At 43.7% G+C, this 15,189-nt stretch carries 15 protein-coding genes and 1 pseudogene; 5 read left to right on the top strand and 11 right to left on the bottom strand.

What is annotated here, in order from left to right; all coding sequences use genetic code 11:
- Positions 1 to 91 precede the first annotated feature (91 nt).
- On the top strand, positions 92 to 1,612 hold the full coding sequence (locus tag GKS34_RS08760; protein ID WP_163384425.1) for a sodium:proton antiporter: 1,521 nt from the start codon (positions 92 to 94) through the stop codon (positions 1,610 to 1,612).
- Positions 1,613 to 1,653: 41 nt separating this feature from the next.
- Here GKS34_RS08760 and GKS34_RS08755 read toward each other — a convergent pair whose 3' ends face one another.
- Together GKS34_RS08755 and gpmI are read right to left on the bottom strand one after the other, a co-directional pair.
- Complete coding sequence (locus GKS34_RS08755) at positions 1,654 to 2,223, bottom strand: hypothetical protein (protein WP_163384424.1); 570 nt, start codon at positions 2,221 to 2,223, stop codon at positions 1,654 to 1,656.
- A 2-nt stretch (positions 2,224 to 2,225) separates the two neighbouring features.
- Positions 2,226 to 3,752, bottom strand: coding sequence for a 2,3-bisphosphoglycerate-independent phosphoglycerate mutase (gene gpmI / locus GKS34_RS08750; RefSeq protein ID WP_163384423.1), 1,527 nt, complete (start codon positions 3,750 to 3,752; stop codon positions 2,226 to 2,228).
- A gap of 252 nt (positions 3,753 to 4,004) precedes the next feature.
- On the opposite strand from gpmI, the gene GKS34_RS08745 reads away from it, so the two are divergent.
- A complete protein-coding gene (locus GKS34_RS08745) occupies positions 4,005 to 4,406 on the top strand; it encodes a DUF4783 domain-containing protein (RefSeq protein ID WP_163384422.1) in 402 nt (133 codons plus the stop codon).
- 44 nt (positions 4,407 to 4,450) lie between these two features.
- Positions 4,451 to 5,329, top strand: a complete 879-nt coding sequence (gene nadC, locus GKS34_RS08740; protein ID WP_163384421.1) for a carboxylating nicotinate-nucleotide diphosphorylase — start codon at positions 4,451 to 4,453, stop codon at positions 5,327 to 5,329.
- Here nadC and GKS34_RS08735 read toward each other — a convergent pair.
- The 6 genes from GKS34_RS08735 to GKS34_RS08715 form a co-directional block, all read right to left on the bottom strand.
- On the bottom strand, positions 5,286 to 7,097 hold the full coding sequence (locus tag GKS34_RS08735) for an ABC transporter ATP-binding protein (RefSeq protein ID WP_163384420.1): 1,812 nt from the start codon (positions 7,095 to 7,097) through the stop codon (positions 5,286 to 5,288). The genes nadC and GKS34_RS08735 overlap by 44 nt on opposite strands.
- A gap of 29 nt (positions 7,098 to 7,126) precedes the next feature.
- Positions 7,127 to 7,468, bottom strand: a complete 342-nt coding sequence (locus GKS34_RS23405) for a DUF6787 family protein (RefSeq protein ID WP_240459245.1) — start codon at positions 7,466 to 7,468, stop codon at positions 7,127 to 7,129.
- Positions 7,469 to 8,794, bottom strand: coding sequence for an aspartate kinase (locus GKS34_RS08730; RefSeq protein ID WP_163384419.1), 1,326 nt, complete (start codon positions 8,792 to 8,794; stop codon positions 7,469 to 7,471).
- A gap of 43 nt (positions 8,795 to 8,837) precedes the next feature.
- Positions 8,838 to 9,314 (bottom strand): 6,7-dimethyl-8-ribityllumazine synthase, encoded by a 477-nt coding sequence (gene ribH, locus GKS34_RS08725; protein WP_163384418.1) that lies wholly within the window; start codon positions 9,312 to 9,314, stop codon positions 8,838 to 8,840.
- A gap of 76 nt (positions 9,315 to 9,390) precedes the next feature.
- Positions 9,391 to 10,110 (bottom strand): tetratricopeptide repeat protein, encoded by a 720-nt coding sequence (locus GKS34_RS08720; RefSeq protein ID WP_163384578.1) that lies wholly within the window; start codon positions 10,108 to 10,110, stop codon positions 9,391 to 9,393.
- A gap of 234 nt (positions 10,111 to 10,344) precedes the next feature.
- The gene (locus GKS34_RS08715) at positions 10,345 to 11,754 is read right to left on the bottom strand and encodes an alkaline phosphatase PhoX (protein WP_163384417.1); all 1,410 of its coding nucleotides are present in this window, start codon (positions 11,752 to 11,754) and stop codon (positions 10,345 to 10,347) included.
- Between the two features lie 555 nt (positions 11,755 to 12,309).
- On the opposite strand from GKS34_RS08715, the gene GKS34_RS08710 reads away from it, so the two are divergent.
- Together GKS34_RS08710 and GKS34_RS08705 are read left to right on the top strand one after the other, a co-directional pair.
- The gene (locus tag GKS34_RS08710) at positions 12,310 to 12,591 is read left to right on the top strand and encodes a hypothetical protein (RefSeq protein ID WP_163384416.1); all 282 of its coding nucleotides are present in this window, start codon (positions 12,310 to 12,312) and stop codon (positions 12,589 to 12,591) included.
- 70 nt (positions 12,592 to 12,661) lie between these two features.
- Positions 12,662 to 12,928: a hypothetical protein gene (locus tag GKS34_RS08705; protein WP_162416436.1), complete on the top strand. Its 267-nt coding sequence runs from the start codon at positions 12,662 to 12,664 to the stop codon at positions 12,926 to 12,928.
- Between the two features lie 348 nt (positions 12,929 to 13,276).
- On the opposite strand, the gene GKS34_RS08700 is transcribed toward GKS34_RS08705, so the two are convergent.
- From GKS34_RS08700 to GKS34_RS23740, 3 genes and pseudogenes are all read right to left on the bottom strand, one after another.
- A complete protein-coding gene (locus GKS34_RS08700) occupies positions 13,277 to 14,116 on the bottom strand; it encodes an endonuclease/exonuclease/phosphatase family protein (protein WP_163384415.1) in 840 nt (279 codons plus the stop codon).
- 382 nt (positions 14,117 to 14,498) lie between these two features.
- Positions 14,499 to 15,122, bottom strand: a complete 624-nt coding sequence (locus GKS34_RS23275) for a hypothetical protein (protein ID WP_240459244.1) — start codon at positions 15,120 to 15,122, stop codon at positions 14,499 to 14,501.
- Positions 15,123 to 15,128: 6 nt separating this feature from the next.
- Positions 15,129 to 15,188: pseudogene (locus tag GKS34_RS23740) on the bottom strand (hypothetical protein); the annotation flags it as partial.
- Between the last annotated feature and the right edge of the window lies 1 nt (position 15,189).

Here is a 15,189-nt window from a genome sequence, read left to right as displayed (position 1 = left end):
TAGTTTAGGGGAATTTAATGAAACCGGCCGTACTTCCAAGATCCTTGGAAACGCATGACTTAATCATTCTTAGAACGTTAATTTTAAGTGAATGAAGAACTATTTAGCTTCATGGTTCCTGCTATTTGGATGTGTACTTTTACTATCAACCCCACTTCAAGCACAATCTGCTTCATCTTCTGACCTGATTGTACTGACAAGCCATCAGGACGTACAGCAATCTGATGAAATCAATTCGGCGTCCATTGCCGAGCCGGCACACGAAGCAAGCCATGGCCATGCCCCGGGTTGGCTTGTCATTCCGTTCGTGACCTTGCTACTAATGATTGCTACCGGTCCGCTGTTTTATGAACATTTCTGGCATCACAATTACCCTAAAATCGCCGTCGGTCTGGCCGCCGTAGTGGTATTCTATTACCTGTTTGTACTGCACAACGTGCACAACCCTGTGCATGCCTTGGCGGAATACGTTCAATTTATCGCTTTGCTCGCTTCTTTGTTCATCGCCTCGGGGGGTATTCTGATCGATGTGGACAAAAAATCCACGCCTTTGGCAAATGTTATCCTTCTTATTGTTGGGGCATTGATCTCCAACCTTATCGGAACCACAGGGGCATCCATGTTGCTGATCCGCCCCTTTATCCGACTCAATAAAGATAACATTCAACCCTATCATATTATATTTTTTATCTTTATGGTAAGTAACGTAGGTGGGTCACTGACACCCATAGGAGATCCTCCACTTTTCCTGGGCTTTCTCAAAGGAGTCCCATTCTTCTGGACGCTGGAACATAACTGGCCTGCCTGGATACTGGCGTTGACCATTCTTTCCATTCTATTTTATTTGGTTGACAGGAAGATGGGAAAAAGTGCAGCCGTTCAGGAATCAGATGACGAAATTACGCATTCCAATAAAATAACGCTTACCGGTACCAGAAACTTCCTTTGGTTGCTGGTGATCATAATCTCGGTTTTTCTGGATCCAAACGTATTGGAATGGGTTCCTGCCATTCACTATGACGGACAAAAATTTAGTTTTATCCGGGAGACCATCATGTTTGCAGTGGCCTATCTTTCCTTCCGGTATGCCGACAAAAAAGCCCTTAAAGGAAACGAATTTAATTTTGAACCCATACGGGAAGTCGCCTTTATCTTTATTGGTATTTTTGGCACCATGATGCCCGCCCTTGAATTAGTGGGAACCTTTGCCCAATCGGAAGAAGGGGCTGCCATGATTACCTATAACACGCTCTACTGGGGTACAGGCTTTTTGTCCGGTTTTCTTGACAATGCCCCAACCTATCTCAATTTTCTTGCTGCAGCCATGGCCTCACAGGGAGCGGACATAAATGTCATCCAGCAGGTAAAGGATTTTGCGATGAATAATTACCTGGATTCTTCCTTCGAATTGATGGCCATTTCCATCGCATCTGTCTTTTTTGGTGCCATGACTTATATCGGCAATGGACCCAACTTTATGGTCAAGTCCATCGCCGAGCAGAGTGGCATTAGAATGCCTTCTTTCTTTGGGTACATATTGAGATTTTCCATTCCCATTTTACTTCCCATACTATTTATCACCTGGCTGGTCTTCTTTGCCTTTGCCGGGTAGCATGAAGAGATCAGGAAATACATTTGCGGAGGAGGGGGCTTTTATTCTATTTCTGCGTTTACTTTCAAAAGGGTGGGGGCCATAAACCATACTTTTTGGTTTCCCGAAAGCCGGTAAGTAGCCAAATCTTCCTGGGCATCCAGCCCAATTTTCCCACTTACCTCCGAGTGGTAAAACAAATTATCATTCACCGTTATGATATGAATTGATTCGACCAGCTCTCCTTTTTTCTGAACACGAATTTCTTTTATCGTCCCCTTTTCTCCGGGTTTGAGCCTGTGTACCAAAAGGCCTTCCTCTTCCGTGGTCGAATACGCCGTCGCGAAAGCTGCCTTATTTATATCCGCCTGAAAAAAAAAATCCAGTTCTTTTCTCCAGGCCTCCTGATCCGGTTTAAACCGGACTTCTTCCGATTCCTCATTGAATTGGATGATTTTGGTAACCGTTACTCCCTCAATTTTCTTGATTTTTTCCTCCAAAAAATCCGAAACCGGAAAGTAGGCATCAATTTGGGTAGGATTTGCAAATGGCTTGGATTCCTCCTTCTTACAGGAGATCAACAATAACCCCGCCACCATTAAAATCAATGAATTTCGGTACCCGCTGATCATCTTTAGCTTTTCAGGAGAATATTCCCAGTCATCTCTTCCGGCTTTTCCAGTCCGATCAACTTAAGAATAGTAGGTGCCAAATCCCCTAGCTTACCGTCATTAACTTCCAGCCGGTCGTTTTTATCCACCATGATGCATGGAACCAGGTTTGTCGTATGGGCTGTATTGGGGGTGCCATCTGGGTTGATCATACAGTCACTATTACCATGATCGGCAATGACAATCACGGTGTAATCGTTTTCAAGTGCCGATTCTATGACTGAAGAAGCGCATTCATCTACTGCCTCACAAGCTTTCACTGCCGCTTCAAATACCCCGGTATGCCCTACCATGTCCGCATTGGCAAAGTTCAGGCAAATAAAATCGGCCTCTTTTTTGGGTAATTCCTGATTGATCTTTTTTGCAATTTCATTTGCAGACATTTCGGGTTGCAAATCGTAGGTCGCTACTTTTGGTGAATTGCATAGAATGCGGCTTTCCCCTTCGAAAGCCTTTTCTCTTCCCCCTGAAAAGAAAAATGTCACATGGGGATATTTCTCAGTCTCAGCGATTCGGATCTGCTTTCTACCATTCCTTTCCAGGACTTCTCCCAGGGTATTGCGTAAATTATCTTTTTGGAATACTACAGGAATTCCAACGAAATTCTCATCATAAAGCGTGAGGGTAACGTAATTCAGGTCGAGCTTTTTCATGTTGTAATCCGGAAAATCTTTCCGGGTAAGCACCTCGGTTATTTCCCTTCCACGGTCTGTTCTGAAATTAAAACAAATCACCGTGTCGCCTTCCTCTATGGTCGCCAGCGGCTTTCCGGCATCATCCACTTGAATAATGGGACGAATAAATTCGTCAGTAACCCCATTGGCATATGATTTTCGGATAGCAGATAGCATGTCCTTGGATTTTTCTCCTTCTCCAAGTACCATAGCATCGTAAGCAAGCTTCACACGTTCCCAGCGCTTGTCCCTATCCATGGCATAATACCTCCCGACGATAGAAGCTATTTTCCCTACCGATCCCTCGCAATGATTTTTTACTTCTTCCAAAAACCCTAATCCGCTTTTGGGATCGGTATCCCTACCATCAGTAAATGCATGAATGAAAACATCTTCCAATCCATTCGCCTTGGCCGCGTCACAAAGTCCCTTCAAATGGTTAATGTGCGCATGAACGCCTCCATCAGAGACCAGACCAATCAGATGGACTTTTTTGCCGGCAGCTTTTGCTTCTGCAAAGGCTGCTCGCAAAACAGGATCCGTTTTCAAGGCCCCCTCTTCAACGGCTTTATTGATTTTAACCAAATCCTGGTACACTACTCTGCCGGCTCCAATGTTCATATGCCCTACTTCTGAGTTCCCCATTTGTCCTTCAGGAAGGCCTACTGCCAACCCTGAAGCATCCAGCCGGGAATGGGGATACTTTTCGTACAAGCTGTCGATAAAAGGAGTTTTGGCTTTATCTATCGCAGAAACTTCCGGGTTTGGAGCTATACCCCACCCGTCCAGGATCATTAATAAAACTTTTTTATTCATGACTTTTCTAATTGGTTACAATCAAACAAAAATTCCAGTGGTTTCCAAGACTACTAATCCTGTCAGCCCAACTGAAGTTTAACATACCAGGGTATGCTCATTGCCCCGCAAATATAAGAGAATTAAACATAGCGGTCAGCAAATAACGCAATAATCTAGTCCCTTGGCGCTACTAGTCCCATTCCTGCTAGGGAAGGTCTGAATTAATAAAAAAAACCCTTTTTTGGCCTGAAATTTGTTAAACCTGAAACCATGTTACGTTTAATCCCCAAACTCTTTGCGGCAGGCCTCTTCTGTTGTTGCCTCATTTCCATTGTCCAAGCGCAGGATGAAGGAAAGGCACTGACCGTTGCCCTGGAGGAAGGATCCAGTCAGGAAATAGTCAACTACCTGGATGACAGAGTCGAGATCAGCTTTAATAACGATAAGCGTGATTTTTCAAAAAGTCAGGCGCAAATTGTACTGAGGGATTTTTTCAGAAATCACCCCTCCAAAGGCTTTCAATTACAGCAGGAAGGCAAATCTAGTGCCACTCTCTCCTACCTAATCGGTACCTATCGGTCCTCCGAAGGTGATTTTCGCCTATTGATCCGTGGAATAAAGCGGAATGATAAGCCATTTCTTATTTATAGTATGGATTTTATCCGCCATTAGATTTACCTGTCTGGTTTCAAAATATTTCGTAATTTTAAACCACTATGCAGGAATACGTAACCGAAGATCGCCTAACTAAGTTTATACAAGCCGCCTTGTTGGAAGATGTGGGAGACGGGGATCATTCCACCTTGGCCGCCGTCCCTAAAGACCAGCAAGGTAAAGCGCAGCTTATCATCAAGGAGCAAGGAATCATCGCCGGACTGGCACTGGCGGAAAGAATTTTTAAATACCATGATCCGGAGCTTCAAGTGGACTTGCTGCTGGAAGATGGCAATAGGGTGCAACCGGGAGAAATTGGTCTTCGGGTATCAGGAAAAGCGGCTTCCATATTGACTACCGAAAGATTGGTTCTGAACTGCATGCAGCGCATGAGTGGCATTGCCACCAAAACGAAACAAATGAATGAATTAATAGGCCATACCCGAGCCCGACTTTTAGATACAAGGAAAACTACTCCCAATTTCCGCATGCTGGAAAAATGGGCAGTTGCCATTGGAGGAGGAAAAAACCACCGGTTTGCACTGTACGATATGATCATGCTTAAGGATAACCACATTGATTTTGCCGGAGGTATCGCTCAAGCCATTAAAGCTACCAGGCGCTACCTGGAAAAGAAACAGTTGGATTTGAAAATCGAAATTGAAACCCGTAGTCTGGACGAAGTAAGGGAAGTATTGACAATTGGCGGCGTGGACATCATCATGCTTGACAACATGTCCCCCAACATCATGCAGGAAGCAGTAGCCCTGATTGGGGACCGCTACGAAACAGAAGCTTCCGGTGGTATAGATGAGCGCTCTATCATTCCCGTAGCCGAATCGGGCGTGGACTACATTTCAGTGGGGGCACTGACTCACCACGTAAAAAGCCTGGACATTAGTCTGAAGGCTTTGCGATTTCATCAGCAAACTGCAGGTTAACCAGGTGGGCGTAATGTCCGCCTTGTTTGGCGGAGAGTTCCTCATGGTTACCTTCTTCGATAATTTTGCCTGCCTTCAGCACGTATATTCGGTCTACTTTTCGTATAGTAGCCAACCTGTGCGCGATAATAATGGTTGTTCTACCCTGCATCAATTGATCCAAGGCTTCCTGTACCAATGCTTCCGAAGCTGCATCCAGAGAAGAAGTGGCTTCGTCCAAAATTAAGATGGCCGGATCTTTTAGTATGGCCCGGGCGATAGCTATTCGCTGGCGCTGACCGCCAGATAATTTGATACCCCTTTCTCCTACCAGCGTATCCAATCCTTCTGGAAATCGTTCGATAAATTCCCAGGCGTTGGCTTGTCTGGCGGCCTGGACTACCTCCTGTTCACTGGCACCCGGGCGGGCATACAGAATATTTTCCCGGATAGAGCCACCAAATAGCAACACCTCCTGAGGTACTATTCCAATGTTTTTTCTCAGCTTGTGGGGATCCCATTGACGGATGGATTCCCCGTCTAATAAAATATCACCCTGACCGACATTGTAAAATTTGAGTAGTAACTGGATAACCGTAGATTTACCAGCACCACTGTGGCCTGCTAGGGCCACTTTTTCCCCTGGTGCAATGGTGAAGCTCAGACCGTCCAAAACCCGGAACTCCGGACGTGTCGGGTAGTGAAAAATCACTTCATCAAATGAAATTGCTCCTGAAACCCGCTTTTCTTCACTTGTAGGCATTTCCTGTTCGGCTTCTTCTTCCAGAATCTCCAGCACCCTTTCGGATGAACCGATGGCTTTCTGTACCTGCCCGTAGATATCTCCTAATCCAGCTATGGATCCACCAATAAAAGTGGTGTACAATACAAAGGAAACCAGGTCACCGATGCTCATTTCACCTGCACTTACCAGCGTAGCTCCGTACCAGATAACGGCAACAATTCCTCCAAATAGCGCGAAAATAATAAAGGAAATAAAAGCACCCCGAAACCCGGCTGCCTTCAGTGCAATAGTGACCACTCGCTCCAGCCTGTTTCGGTACCGGTTGGATTCATAGGCCTCTCCGGTAAAAGATTTGACGGTGATGATCGATTGCAGCGTCTCTTCTACCACCACATTTGCCGCTGCCAGTTCATCCTGTGTTGTTTTGGAAAGTTTTCGGATAAACTTACCAAACACCATGGCTATGATAACCAAAACAGGAATGGTGGCCAACATAAATAAGGTAAGTCTGGGAGTGGTATAAAAAAGAAAACCAATACCAACTATTAAGGTGATCAACTGGCGCAGTAACTCTGCCAGGGTGATGGAAAACGTATCCTGGAGCATGCTCACATCCGAGGTAATCCTGCTGATCAATTCTCCCGTTCGACGTTGATCAAAAAAGGTCATCGGAAGCCTTACCAGACGGTCGTAAAGGGCTACCCGTATATCCCGCATGGAGCGCTCACTCACCTGAGCAAAAAGCCAAACGCGAAAAAATGAAAAGATGCTCTGAACAAGCAGAATTCCAAGTAAGATATAAGCAATCCCATTGATGTCATTGATGATCCAGTCCTTTCCCGAGGCAGCATCAATCAGCTTCCCAGCTACAAATGGAAAAGTAAGGAGCATCAAACTGGAAAAGAAAAGGAATAACATTCCCAGGATAAAAGATCCTTTATAAGGAAGCACAAATCTGAAAATACCAGATAGCTTATCCAGGTTCTTTTTATTCAGTTTTCTTTTTTCGCTTTCGTCTAAGGGTAAACCTCGTTGTTTGGCCATCTATGTGATTTATTCAAAATCTGTCAAATTTAACTTTTCTTTCCGGTAAAAAATTTCCCCAACCGACGGATAAATTGTTTTTCTTTTTCCCAAAAAAAGGAAAACTGTCCAAAAATAAAACCATATACCAATAGAAAAACCTGATACAACGGAAGAACCAACAGCAAATACAGCACCGTCTTGAAAAACCCGCCCTCGTTTGTATTTATTCCCAGGAAATCAAATATGGGTTTTTTTACAAATAAAATCGTAAATCCTGTACATGCGAAAACCACCAACACCAGAACGACCTGCCACAAACTTTTTAGTTTCCACTTGGATTTCAACCTTTCCAGGAAATTGCGGGAATTTTCGCCTGACCTGTCCTGCATCTATTCAAAATCAAAAAGCCCCTGATTCAAACTTTTCAAGGCCTGCTCTTTATTCTTGCCGTCTATTAGGATAGAGACATTATGTCTGCTTCCCCCATAGGAAACCATACGTAGGGGAAACTGTTCCAGACTACCCATGATTTTATTTAGTACGCCAGGTTCTTCCATTATGGTATTCCCAACGATACAAATGATGGATAAATGGTGATCTACTTCCACTTTACCCAGTTTTTGCAACTCTGCCGTAATTTCCTTTAGATGGGTCACATCATCCAGGGTTAAAGAAATAGCTACCTCCGAAGTTGTAATCATGTCAATGGAGGTCCGGTATTTTTCGAAAATTTCGAATACCTTTCTTAAAAATCCATACGCTAATAGCATCCTGCTGGACTTGATCTTTAAGGCGGTGATGCCATCTTTTCCTGCTATGGCTTTTACTCCCACTGTACCTTCTCCCGCTCCGGTAATGGTAGTACCTGCGGCTTCGGGTGCCATGGTATTTAGCAATTTTACCGGTACGTTATGGAGCTGGGCTGGCCAAATAGAGGCAGGGTGTAAAATCTTCGCCCCAAAATAAGCCAGTTCTGCCGCTTCATCAAATGATAAGTGAGCAATGGGTCTGGTTTGTTCGACGATTCGGGGATCGTTGTTGTGCATGCCATCGATATCTGTCCAAATCTCCACTACGGAGGCCGAAACGGCTGCACCAATCAGAGAGGCAGAATAATCACTACCGCCTCTTTTCAGGTTATCCACTTCGTTGCGATGATTTTTGCAAATGTAACCCTGCGTGATGAAAATACTGTCCTCCGGATACCTGGCTAATATAGCCTCCAATCGCTCCCTTATCCGTGATAATTCCGGCTCGTCGTTTTCATCGATGCTCATAAACTCCAGGGCAGGTAAGAAAACTGCCGGAATCTCCAATTCCTGAAGCAAGGTGTAGAACAACTTGGTAGACAGCAGCTCGCCCTGGGCCAGGATGTCCTTGTTTATTGCTTCATTAAACGAAATCTTCAGGATAATGGTCAAAAACTCAAAATGCTCCTTGATAATTTGAACTGCTTTGGACCTACTCGCCTTGGTCGTCAACAATTCCATATAAAAATTGGTATAGTGCTCCTGCAGTTCTTCTATTTTCTGCTTTGCCTTATCTTTTTTGCCCTCTGCTAATGCCTCTCCTATGCCTACCAGGGCATTGGTTGTGCCTGACAAGGCAGACAATACCACGATCTTTTTTTCATCATCAGCTGTTATCAGGTCTTTGACCTGATGCATTCTCTCCGGTCTCCCTACGGAAGTACCGCCAAATTTCATGATTTTCATGCGAATTGCAGATTAGTAAATGAGTGATAGAATGAAAATCCCATTAAAATCCCAGCATCTTTATTGCGGTAATGGCGGCTTCATCCCCTTTGTTACCATGTTTACCTCCAGCCCGATCCAGGGCTTGTTGCTGTGTATCGGGAGTTAATACCCCGAAAATTACCGGCTTGTCATATTTCAGCCCCACCTGCGTGATCCCCTGAGCTACGGCATTGCAAATAAACTCAAAATGACGCGTTTCACCCTGAATTACACAGCCCAGGCAAATGACTGCATCGATTTTTTCCTGTTTGGCCATCCATTGCGCCCCCAATGGCAATTCAAAAGATCCGGGAACATTCTTCCTGAAAATATTTTCCCGCTTGGCGCCATAACGCAGTAGCGTTTCCAAGGCACCGCTGTAAAGAGACTCTGTGATCTCGTCATTCCATTCGGATACTAGCAAGCCAAATCTTTTACTGCCTATATCCTGAATATTACTATCGGAATGTTGACTGAGGTTTTTTAAGGTTGAAGCCATTTTGTGTGCGTTTTTTCATAAAAAAAGAGTAAAACCACTGCGGCCTTACTCTTTCTTGTTATGGAATGTATCCTTATCAATTAGAAGCGAGACCTTCCAGCCTTGCCTTATGTTTACGTGCTTCGGTGTACTCATAAGCATCGCTGTAGTTAGATTCAATTTCTCCATACGTATCGATTGCTGCCTGCAAATTACCGGCTTCTTCGTAAGCTATGGCTAATTTGAATAAATATTTCGGAGTAAAAAACTTATTAGGCTTGTAGTTAGCGGCATTTTTATATTGCTGAATCGCTTCCTGGGTTTTCCCCAACTCCAAATAAGCATCTCCAGTCAATGAATACGCCTGGGCCTGTACCAGGAAATCATCCGAGGAAAATTCTTCCAAATGGTCTACAGCGGATTGGTATTCCCCTTGGGAGAGATAAATGGATCCGACGTAAAAGTGAGCCAAATTCGAAGCATCGGTCCCTCCGTATTGGTCGATGATATCCAAAAAACCAGGTTGCACCCCATCTCCATTCAGTGCAAAATCCACACTATCTTGTTCGTAATAATACACGGCCTGAAACATTTCACCCTGGGCTTTCTCGTTTTGATTAGCCTTGTGAATCTGGTAGCCGACGATTCCTGCGATGATCAGGATCATCAAACCAATAATGCCCCCAACCAATCTGGTATTTTCTTTTAGAAACGCTTCCCCTCTTCCAAGACGAGTTGCGATTGCTTCCGGATTTTCTAAAAGCTCGTTGGATGTATCAAGTGCTGCTTTTCCCTTTCTGGTCTTTTGCTTCGCCATCATTTTAAATTTTGAGTGGCAAATATAGATGATGTTTTAATGAATAACAAAAGTAATATGCAATGTGCTCCAAAAAAGGAATTACCAGGACTAACCCAACAGGAAATCAGGGCCTTCCTGGCAATTCTTCTGAATTTCAGGGGCGACTTCATTAATTCAAAGAAAAAACGGTTATTTAAAACAAAGCCGAAACCCGAAGGGCCCGGCTTTGCCATTCCTCACCCTATTCAGAAGTTAGCTTTTCCAGGGACCTGTAATGGCCAGCGTGATTCCCGGACCTTGAATATTCACAAAATAAGTCTTTCCAGATGGAGAAAACACTCCTCCTGCAAGTTCCGAAGCATAACCTACATTTTCTGCCAGGTGATACAATTCGCCTTCCGGAGTAACCCCAACCAAAAAAGGGTGCTTGTGATCTTCACATAAGATCACGTCTCCCCAGGGGGCCACCGCCAGGTTATCACAGTTTTTCAGTATTTCCCGATCATTAGGTTCTGCAAAGAGGCTGAGTTCTCCCGGAGCATTTTTTTCCTCCGGCCTGCCTTCGTATATACTGGGAGAATACCGAAACACCTGTCCGGCACCGATTCTACCTCCATTAGTACAGGCAAAGTACACTTCCTTATCCCCCCACCAGATACCTTCACCTCTTGCAAAAACGGCCGCTCCTTTATCAAATCCCTGAAACCGAAGGTCATCTTCCGGAGATTCTACATTCTCTATATCTACCCAGGTAACCTGATGAATTTCCCTTAACGGAAATTCAGGGCCTTCGCTGTCTTCCCAATTGCGCGTGTCACGGCTTTTCTCACCTAAAATAGCCAAGGCTTGAAGCTTACCACCCTTGTGTAATTCTCCAGGACTTGTGGGTATGTATCGGTAAAAAATTCCATCGCCCCGATCTTCTGTCAGGTAAACGACTCCCGATGCCGGATCGACTGCCACCGCCTCGTGATTGAACCTGCCCATGGCTTTAATGGGGTTGGGTACAGCTCGGAGGACTTCTTCACTCGCTGGTACCTCGAATACATATCCGTGATCTTTTTCCAGGCGATCATCATAATCCCCTTTTTTCGATGTGTTTTCTTCACAGGTCAACCAAGAACCCCAGGGAGTAATCCCTCCGGCACAATTTCGTATGGTGCCAGCGAGACTCAAGTATTGGTGTTCCAACTCCCCTGTATTTTCGTTATATATAAAAGTGGTCGTACCTCCCAAAGAAGGCAAAATGCCCTTTCCGAAATCATAAAAATCCGTCGAAGCCAGGGTGCTTATCAATTCATTGTTTCGTCCAAATCCGGAATGTTCCAAAGAATCCGGACTGATTTCGTGGTTTCGAACGACAATGGTTTTTCCATTTTTTCCCTGAAAAGCTCCCATTCCATCTGCCAGACCCGGCAAATACAAGCCGTCTGACATTTTATCCCCCTTTTTGCTGAGAATTTTATAGGTAAATCCCTCTGGTAAATTCAGAATTCCTGCAGGATCCTTCTTTAAAGGACCGTATCCTAAAATAGCCCTGGAAGAGGAAGCGGCTAGGGACATACCGGGATTCATGAATTGGTAAAGGCCCATAAAACCAAGTGTGGCCATTCCGGAAGCCTTCATGAATTTTCTTCTGGATTCTTTCGCTGATTGTTTCATGTTAATTGAGGATTATAACTTTATACGATACTTATATACTTCCTTATACCCAATCATACCCGTTGAACGAGTAAAAATCCGGTTGCTGATCTGAAGTTTATCTAAATTAACAAATTATTCCTAGGTAAATGTGCTAAACGGATGTTATGAAACCATGAAACCTTTCTGCCACCCATTTTATCCGCGGGATCCCATGCGATTCAAGCATTCGCTTTCAAAGAAAAATTCCTCCATGGGCAAGTAAAAGTTGACGGAGCCAAAAAGTCGGTGATTTTTTTTATTTTTTTTTGAAATGAAAAACGGCCAAAATCGGCTAAAAAAGCGGGAAATCGCATATTTACTTTTTTAGACAACAAAAAATGCATTTTAAATTACCAAAATTGTTTTTTGTTTTAAAAACTTTTTCTACCTTAGCATCATCAAACAGCAACAAAGTCACAAAGTAGGTGAGGTCAGACTAACAGCTAAATGTTTTGCCTCCCTATTCTGAAAACCAGGTAACAGCCGGTAGGCTTTGTAAAAAAATTTATTCTTTCATATAAATAAAACAGCGTCATGTTAAAGTACACTTACGAAACAGCAGAGAGGGAATTAAAAACCTGGGTAGATCCTGAGAATGGTTCCCTAAACATCCAAATCGGAAACGAAACCGTGAACATCCCCCATCAAATTGGAGCGGAGATGATTGGCGTGATTCGACAAAAGCAAACCATCTTTCAGGAAGTAGAACGGAAGAAAAACAGTTCCTGGAGCAGGTTCATGGAGTCCTTGTCCGGTCAGAAAGTCGATCAAGGCAGGTACCATGCATTAAAAGACCAAAAGTATAAAGCAGCGTAAACAGCCGCTGCCTTTAAGACTCAGGTCGATAATTTCTTTTTCTCTTATTTTTATCTAAACAAACAGCAAAATGTTAAAGTACACCTTTGAAACCAATACCCAGGAGTTAAAAACATGGGTAGATCCAAACAACGGCAATCTCAATATTCAAATTGGGGATGAAATCGTAAACATTCCTCACGAGGTAGGAATGGAACTGGTAGCCGTAATTCGACAAAAGCAAGTCATGTACCGGGAGGTAGACCGCAAGCGACTTAGTTCCTGGAGTAAATTCATGGAGATGATCTCCGGAGAGGACAAGAACAATATTTGGAGTTCGTCCATATCGGATAATTAATACCAGAATAGACAAAATTGTCCTTTCTGAGTGTGAAGAATAGAATGATTGAGGGGAAAAAATGGCTGGTGAAGACGAATTCAGAAAGGAATTGCTTTTTTACTTATTTTTAAAATGGAGAAAGGTTGGAGCGAATAAATTTTTAGTCAGGAATCAGAATTAGGTGTGTGATCCAGGGAGGGCTGGGATGAATCCCAATCCGGATAGGTGAAGTTTTCTGAACGACTATCCTGAAAAGTATTTTTTTAGCAAAAGCAAAACAGGCAGTTTCCGACTGGAAACTGCCTGTTTTGCGTTATAAAAAAACGACTGGAATACTCCCTCCCGTTCCTGAATAGGTGGCTTTGCCTACCAGGAAATAACAGCCATAACCGGAAAATGATCCGATGGGTACTTTCCATGATAGGTATCCGTCAATACTCCGAATTTTTTAACGGAAATTTCATCACTGACAAAAATGTGATCGATGATTCTCTCGGTACTTGTACTGGTATCAAAACTATTGGTAGTGCCGTTATTGACATAAACCAGACCTGCTGCATCAAAGGTATCTTTCATTCCGGGGGCAGATTTAAGCAACTTATAGGCCTCTGTTTCCTGTCCCACGTTAAAATCTCCAGTCAATATTACAGGTAAATCACCGGTATTGATTTCATCGATTTTTTCCAGAATTAATTGAGCGGACTGGTTTCTGGCTTCCACTCCCCTGTGATCGAAATGGGTATTGAACACATAGAATGTTTCGCCATTCTCTGATTTTTCCATTTTTGCCCAGGTACATATTCTGGGAAGGGCAGCATCCCAGCCTTTATTGGGATGATCTGTTTCGGGAGCCAGCCAGAAAGTCCCTGACTCAAGCACTTTGAATTTTTCTTTGTTATAAAAGATAGCCGAATATTCGCCTTTTTCTTTACCATCATCCCTACCTACGCCCACGTAGTCGTGTACAGGCAATAGGTTTGTTAAATCCAAGACCTGATGGTGCAGGCCTTCCTGAATGCCGAAAATATCAAACCCATGGAAACGAATCAGGTTTCCCACAACCGCTTTTCGGTTATCCCAGGTATTTGGGGCATCTCCGGGGTTGTCGTATCGAATATTAAAGGTGGCTACGGTTATCGGTTCCACTTGGGCTATAGACCAGTGGCTCCACAGCAATAGCGTCAGGCAGCATAGTGTTTTTTTCATCGTGATAGGGTTTGTTTTTTTTATAAAGCACTTTTATTCCGGAAATTTAAAAAAAAAGCCCCGAATTTCTTCGGGGCAATTCCTGGTTTTTGTCAAACGACAATTAACCATTTTTCTTTTTCTCTGACTGCTTTTGCTTTTTCTCCGCTCTCTTCTCCATCATGCTCTTTGCAGGCTTCTTTTTATCCGTTTTCTTTTCTCCTTTATCCTTGCTCATGGCTGTTGAATTTTATGAAAATGTAAACAGATTTTTTGACATTACCTACTCTTTCCGGTGATATTTTTGTACCCAAATCCTCATTCCGTAACAGAAAAATTAACCGAATGAAAGCTAAATTACCAGCTCATTTTAAAATTACCTGTTTTCTAACCTTAATGGCAATTACTCCACCCGCAAATGATACAATCGTTTGTTTTGAGTGCTTTCCGGAACTCCAGGAGCAGCCAATAGCCCATCTCTGCCTTGGATTTCTATCTCAATGCTGGCCTTTTCTGCAGTTTCCTTATCCATCCCGTGCAGACCAAAGAATGATTTCACTTCCAAATGGGCCTGGCAATTAGCACAAAATTGCACACTCCACCGACTGGGCACCGCTTCGGTTCCTAAATGGTATCGTTGTTCCCCCAGCCTTGCAAAAGCCGACACCATAAACGAACCAGGGATTGGCAAGCGGTTAATTCTGGAAACTTTGACTGTTTTGGTGCTATTGCCCGACTGGTATAAGCTTTGCTCTAAGTAAGCCGGAGCTTCTTCATCCAACGATCCTTTGCTGTAGGTCATCACTAGCTGCCTTTCGATGTTGATGACATCCTGAGAGGTATAGGGCCTCTTTTTGCCATTCTCTTCTTTAATAAATGGATTCAAAGGAGAATTCAGATCCAGCCAGGTGTTTGGCGCCATTCCGGGAGTAGGTCCCTGGGCATCCACGGTGTTGGTGCCGGGGTAATCCGGAATAACCTCCAAGCTATCGGTACAATGATGAAGCTTTTGCCAGATCCACAACATTCGATATACATTGCAATGGTGAAAGTAAAAGATGGGATCCAGATAGAGGATAACGCACGGTTTCATA

This window comes from Cyclobacterium jeungdonense, from assembly GCF_010994275.1.
GTDB classification, from domain to species: Bacteria; Bacteroidota; Bacteroidia; order Cytophagales; family Cyclobacteriaceae; genus Cyclobacterium; species Cyclobacterium jeungdonense.
Note: the sequence above shows the minus strand (reverse complement) of the source record. Positions and strands in the feature narration are given on the sequence as shown.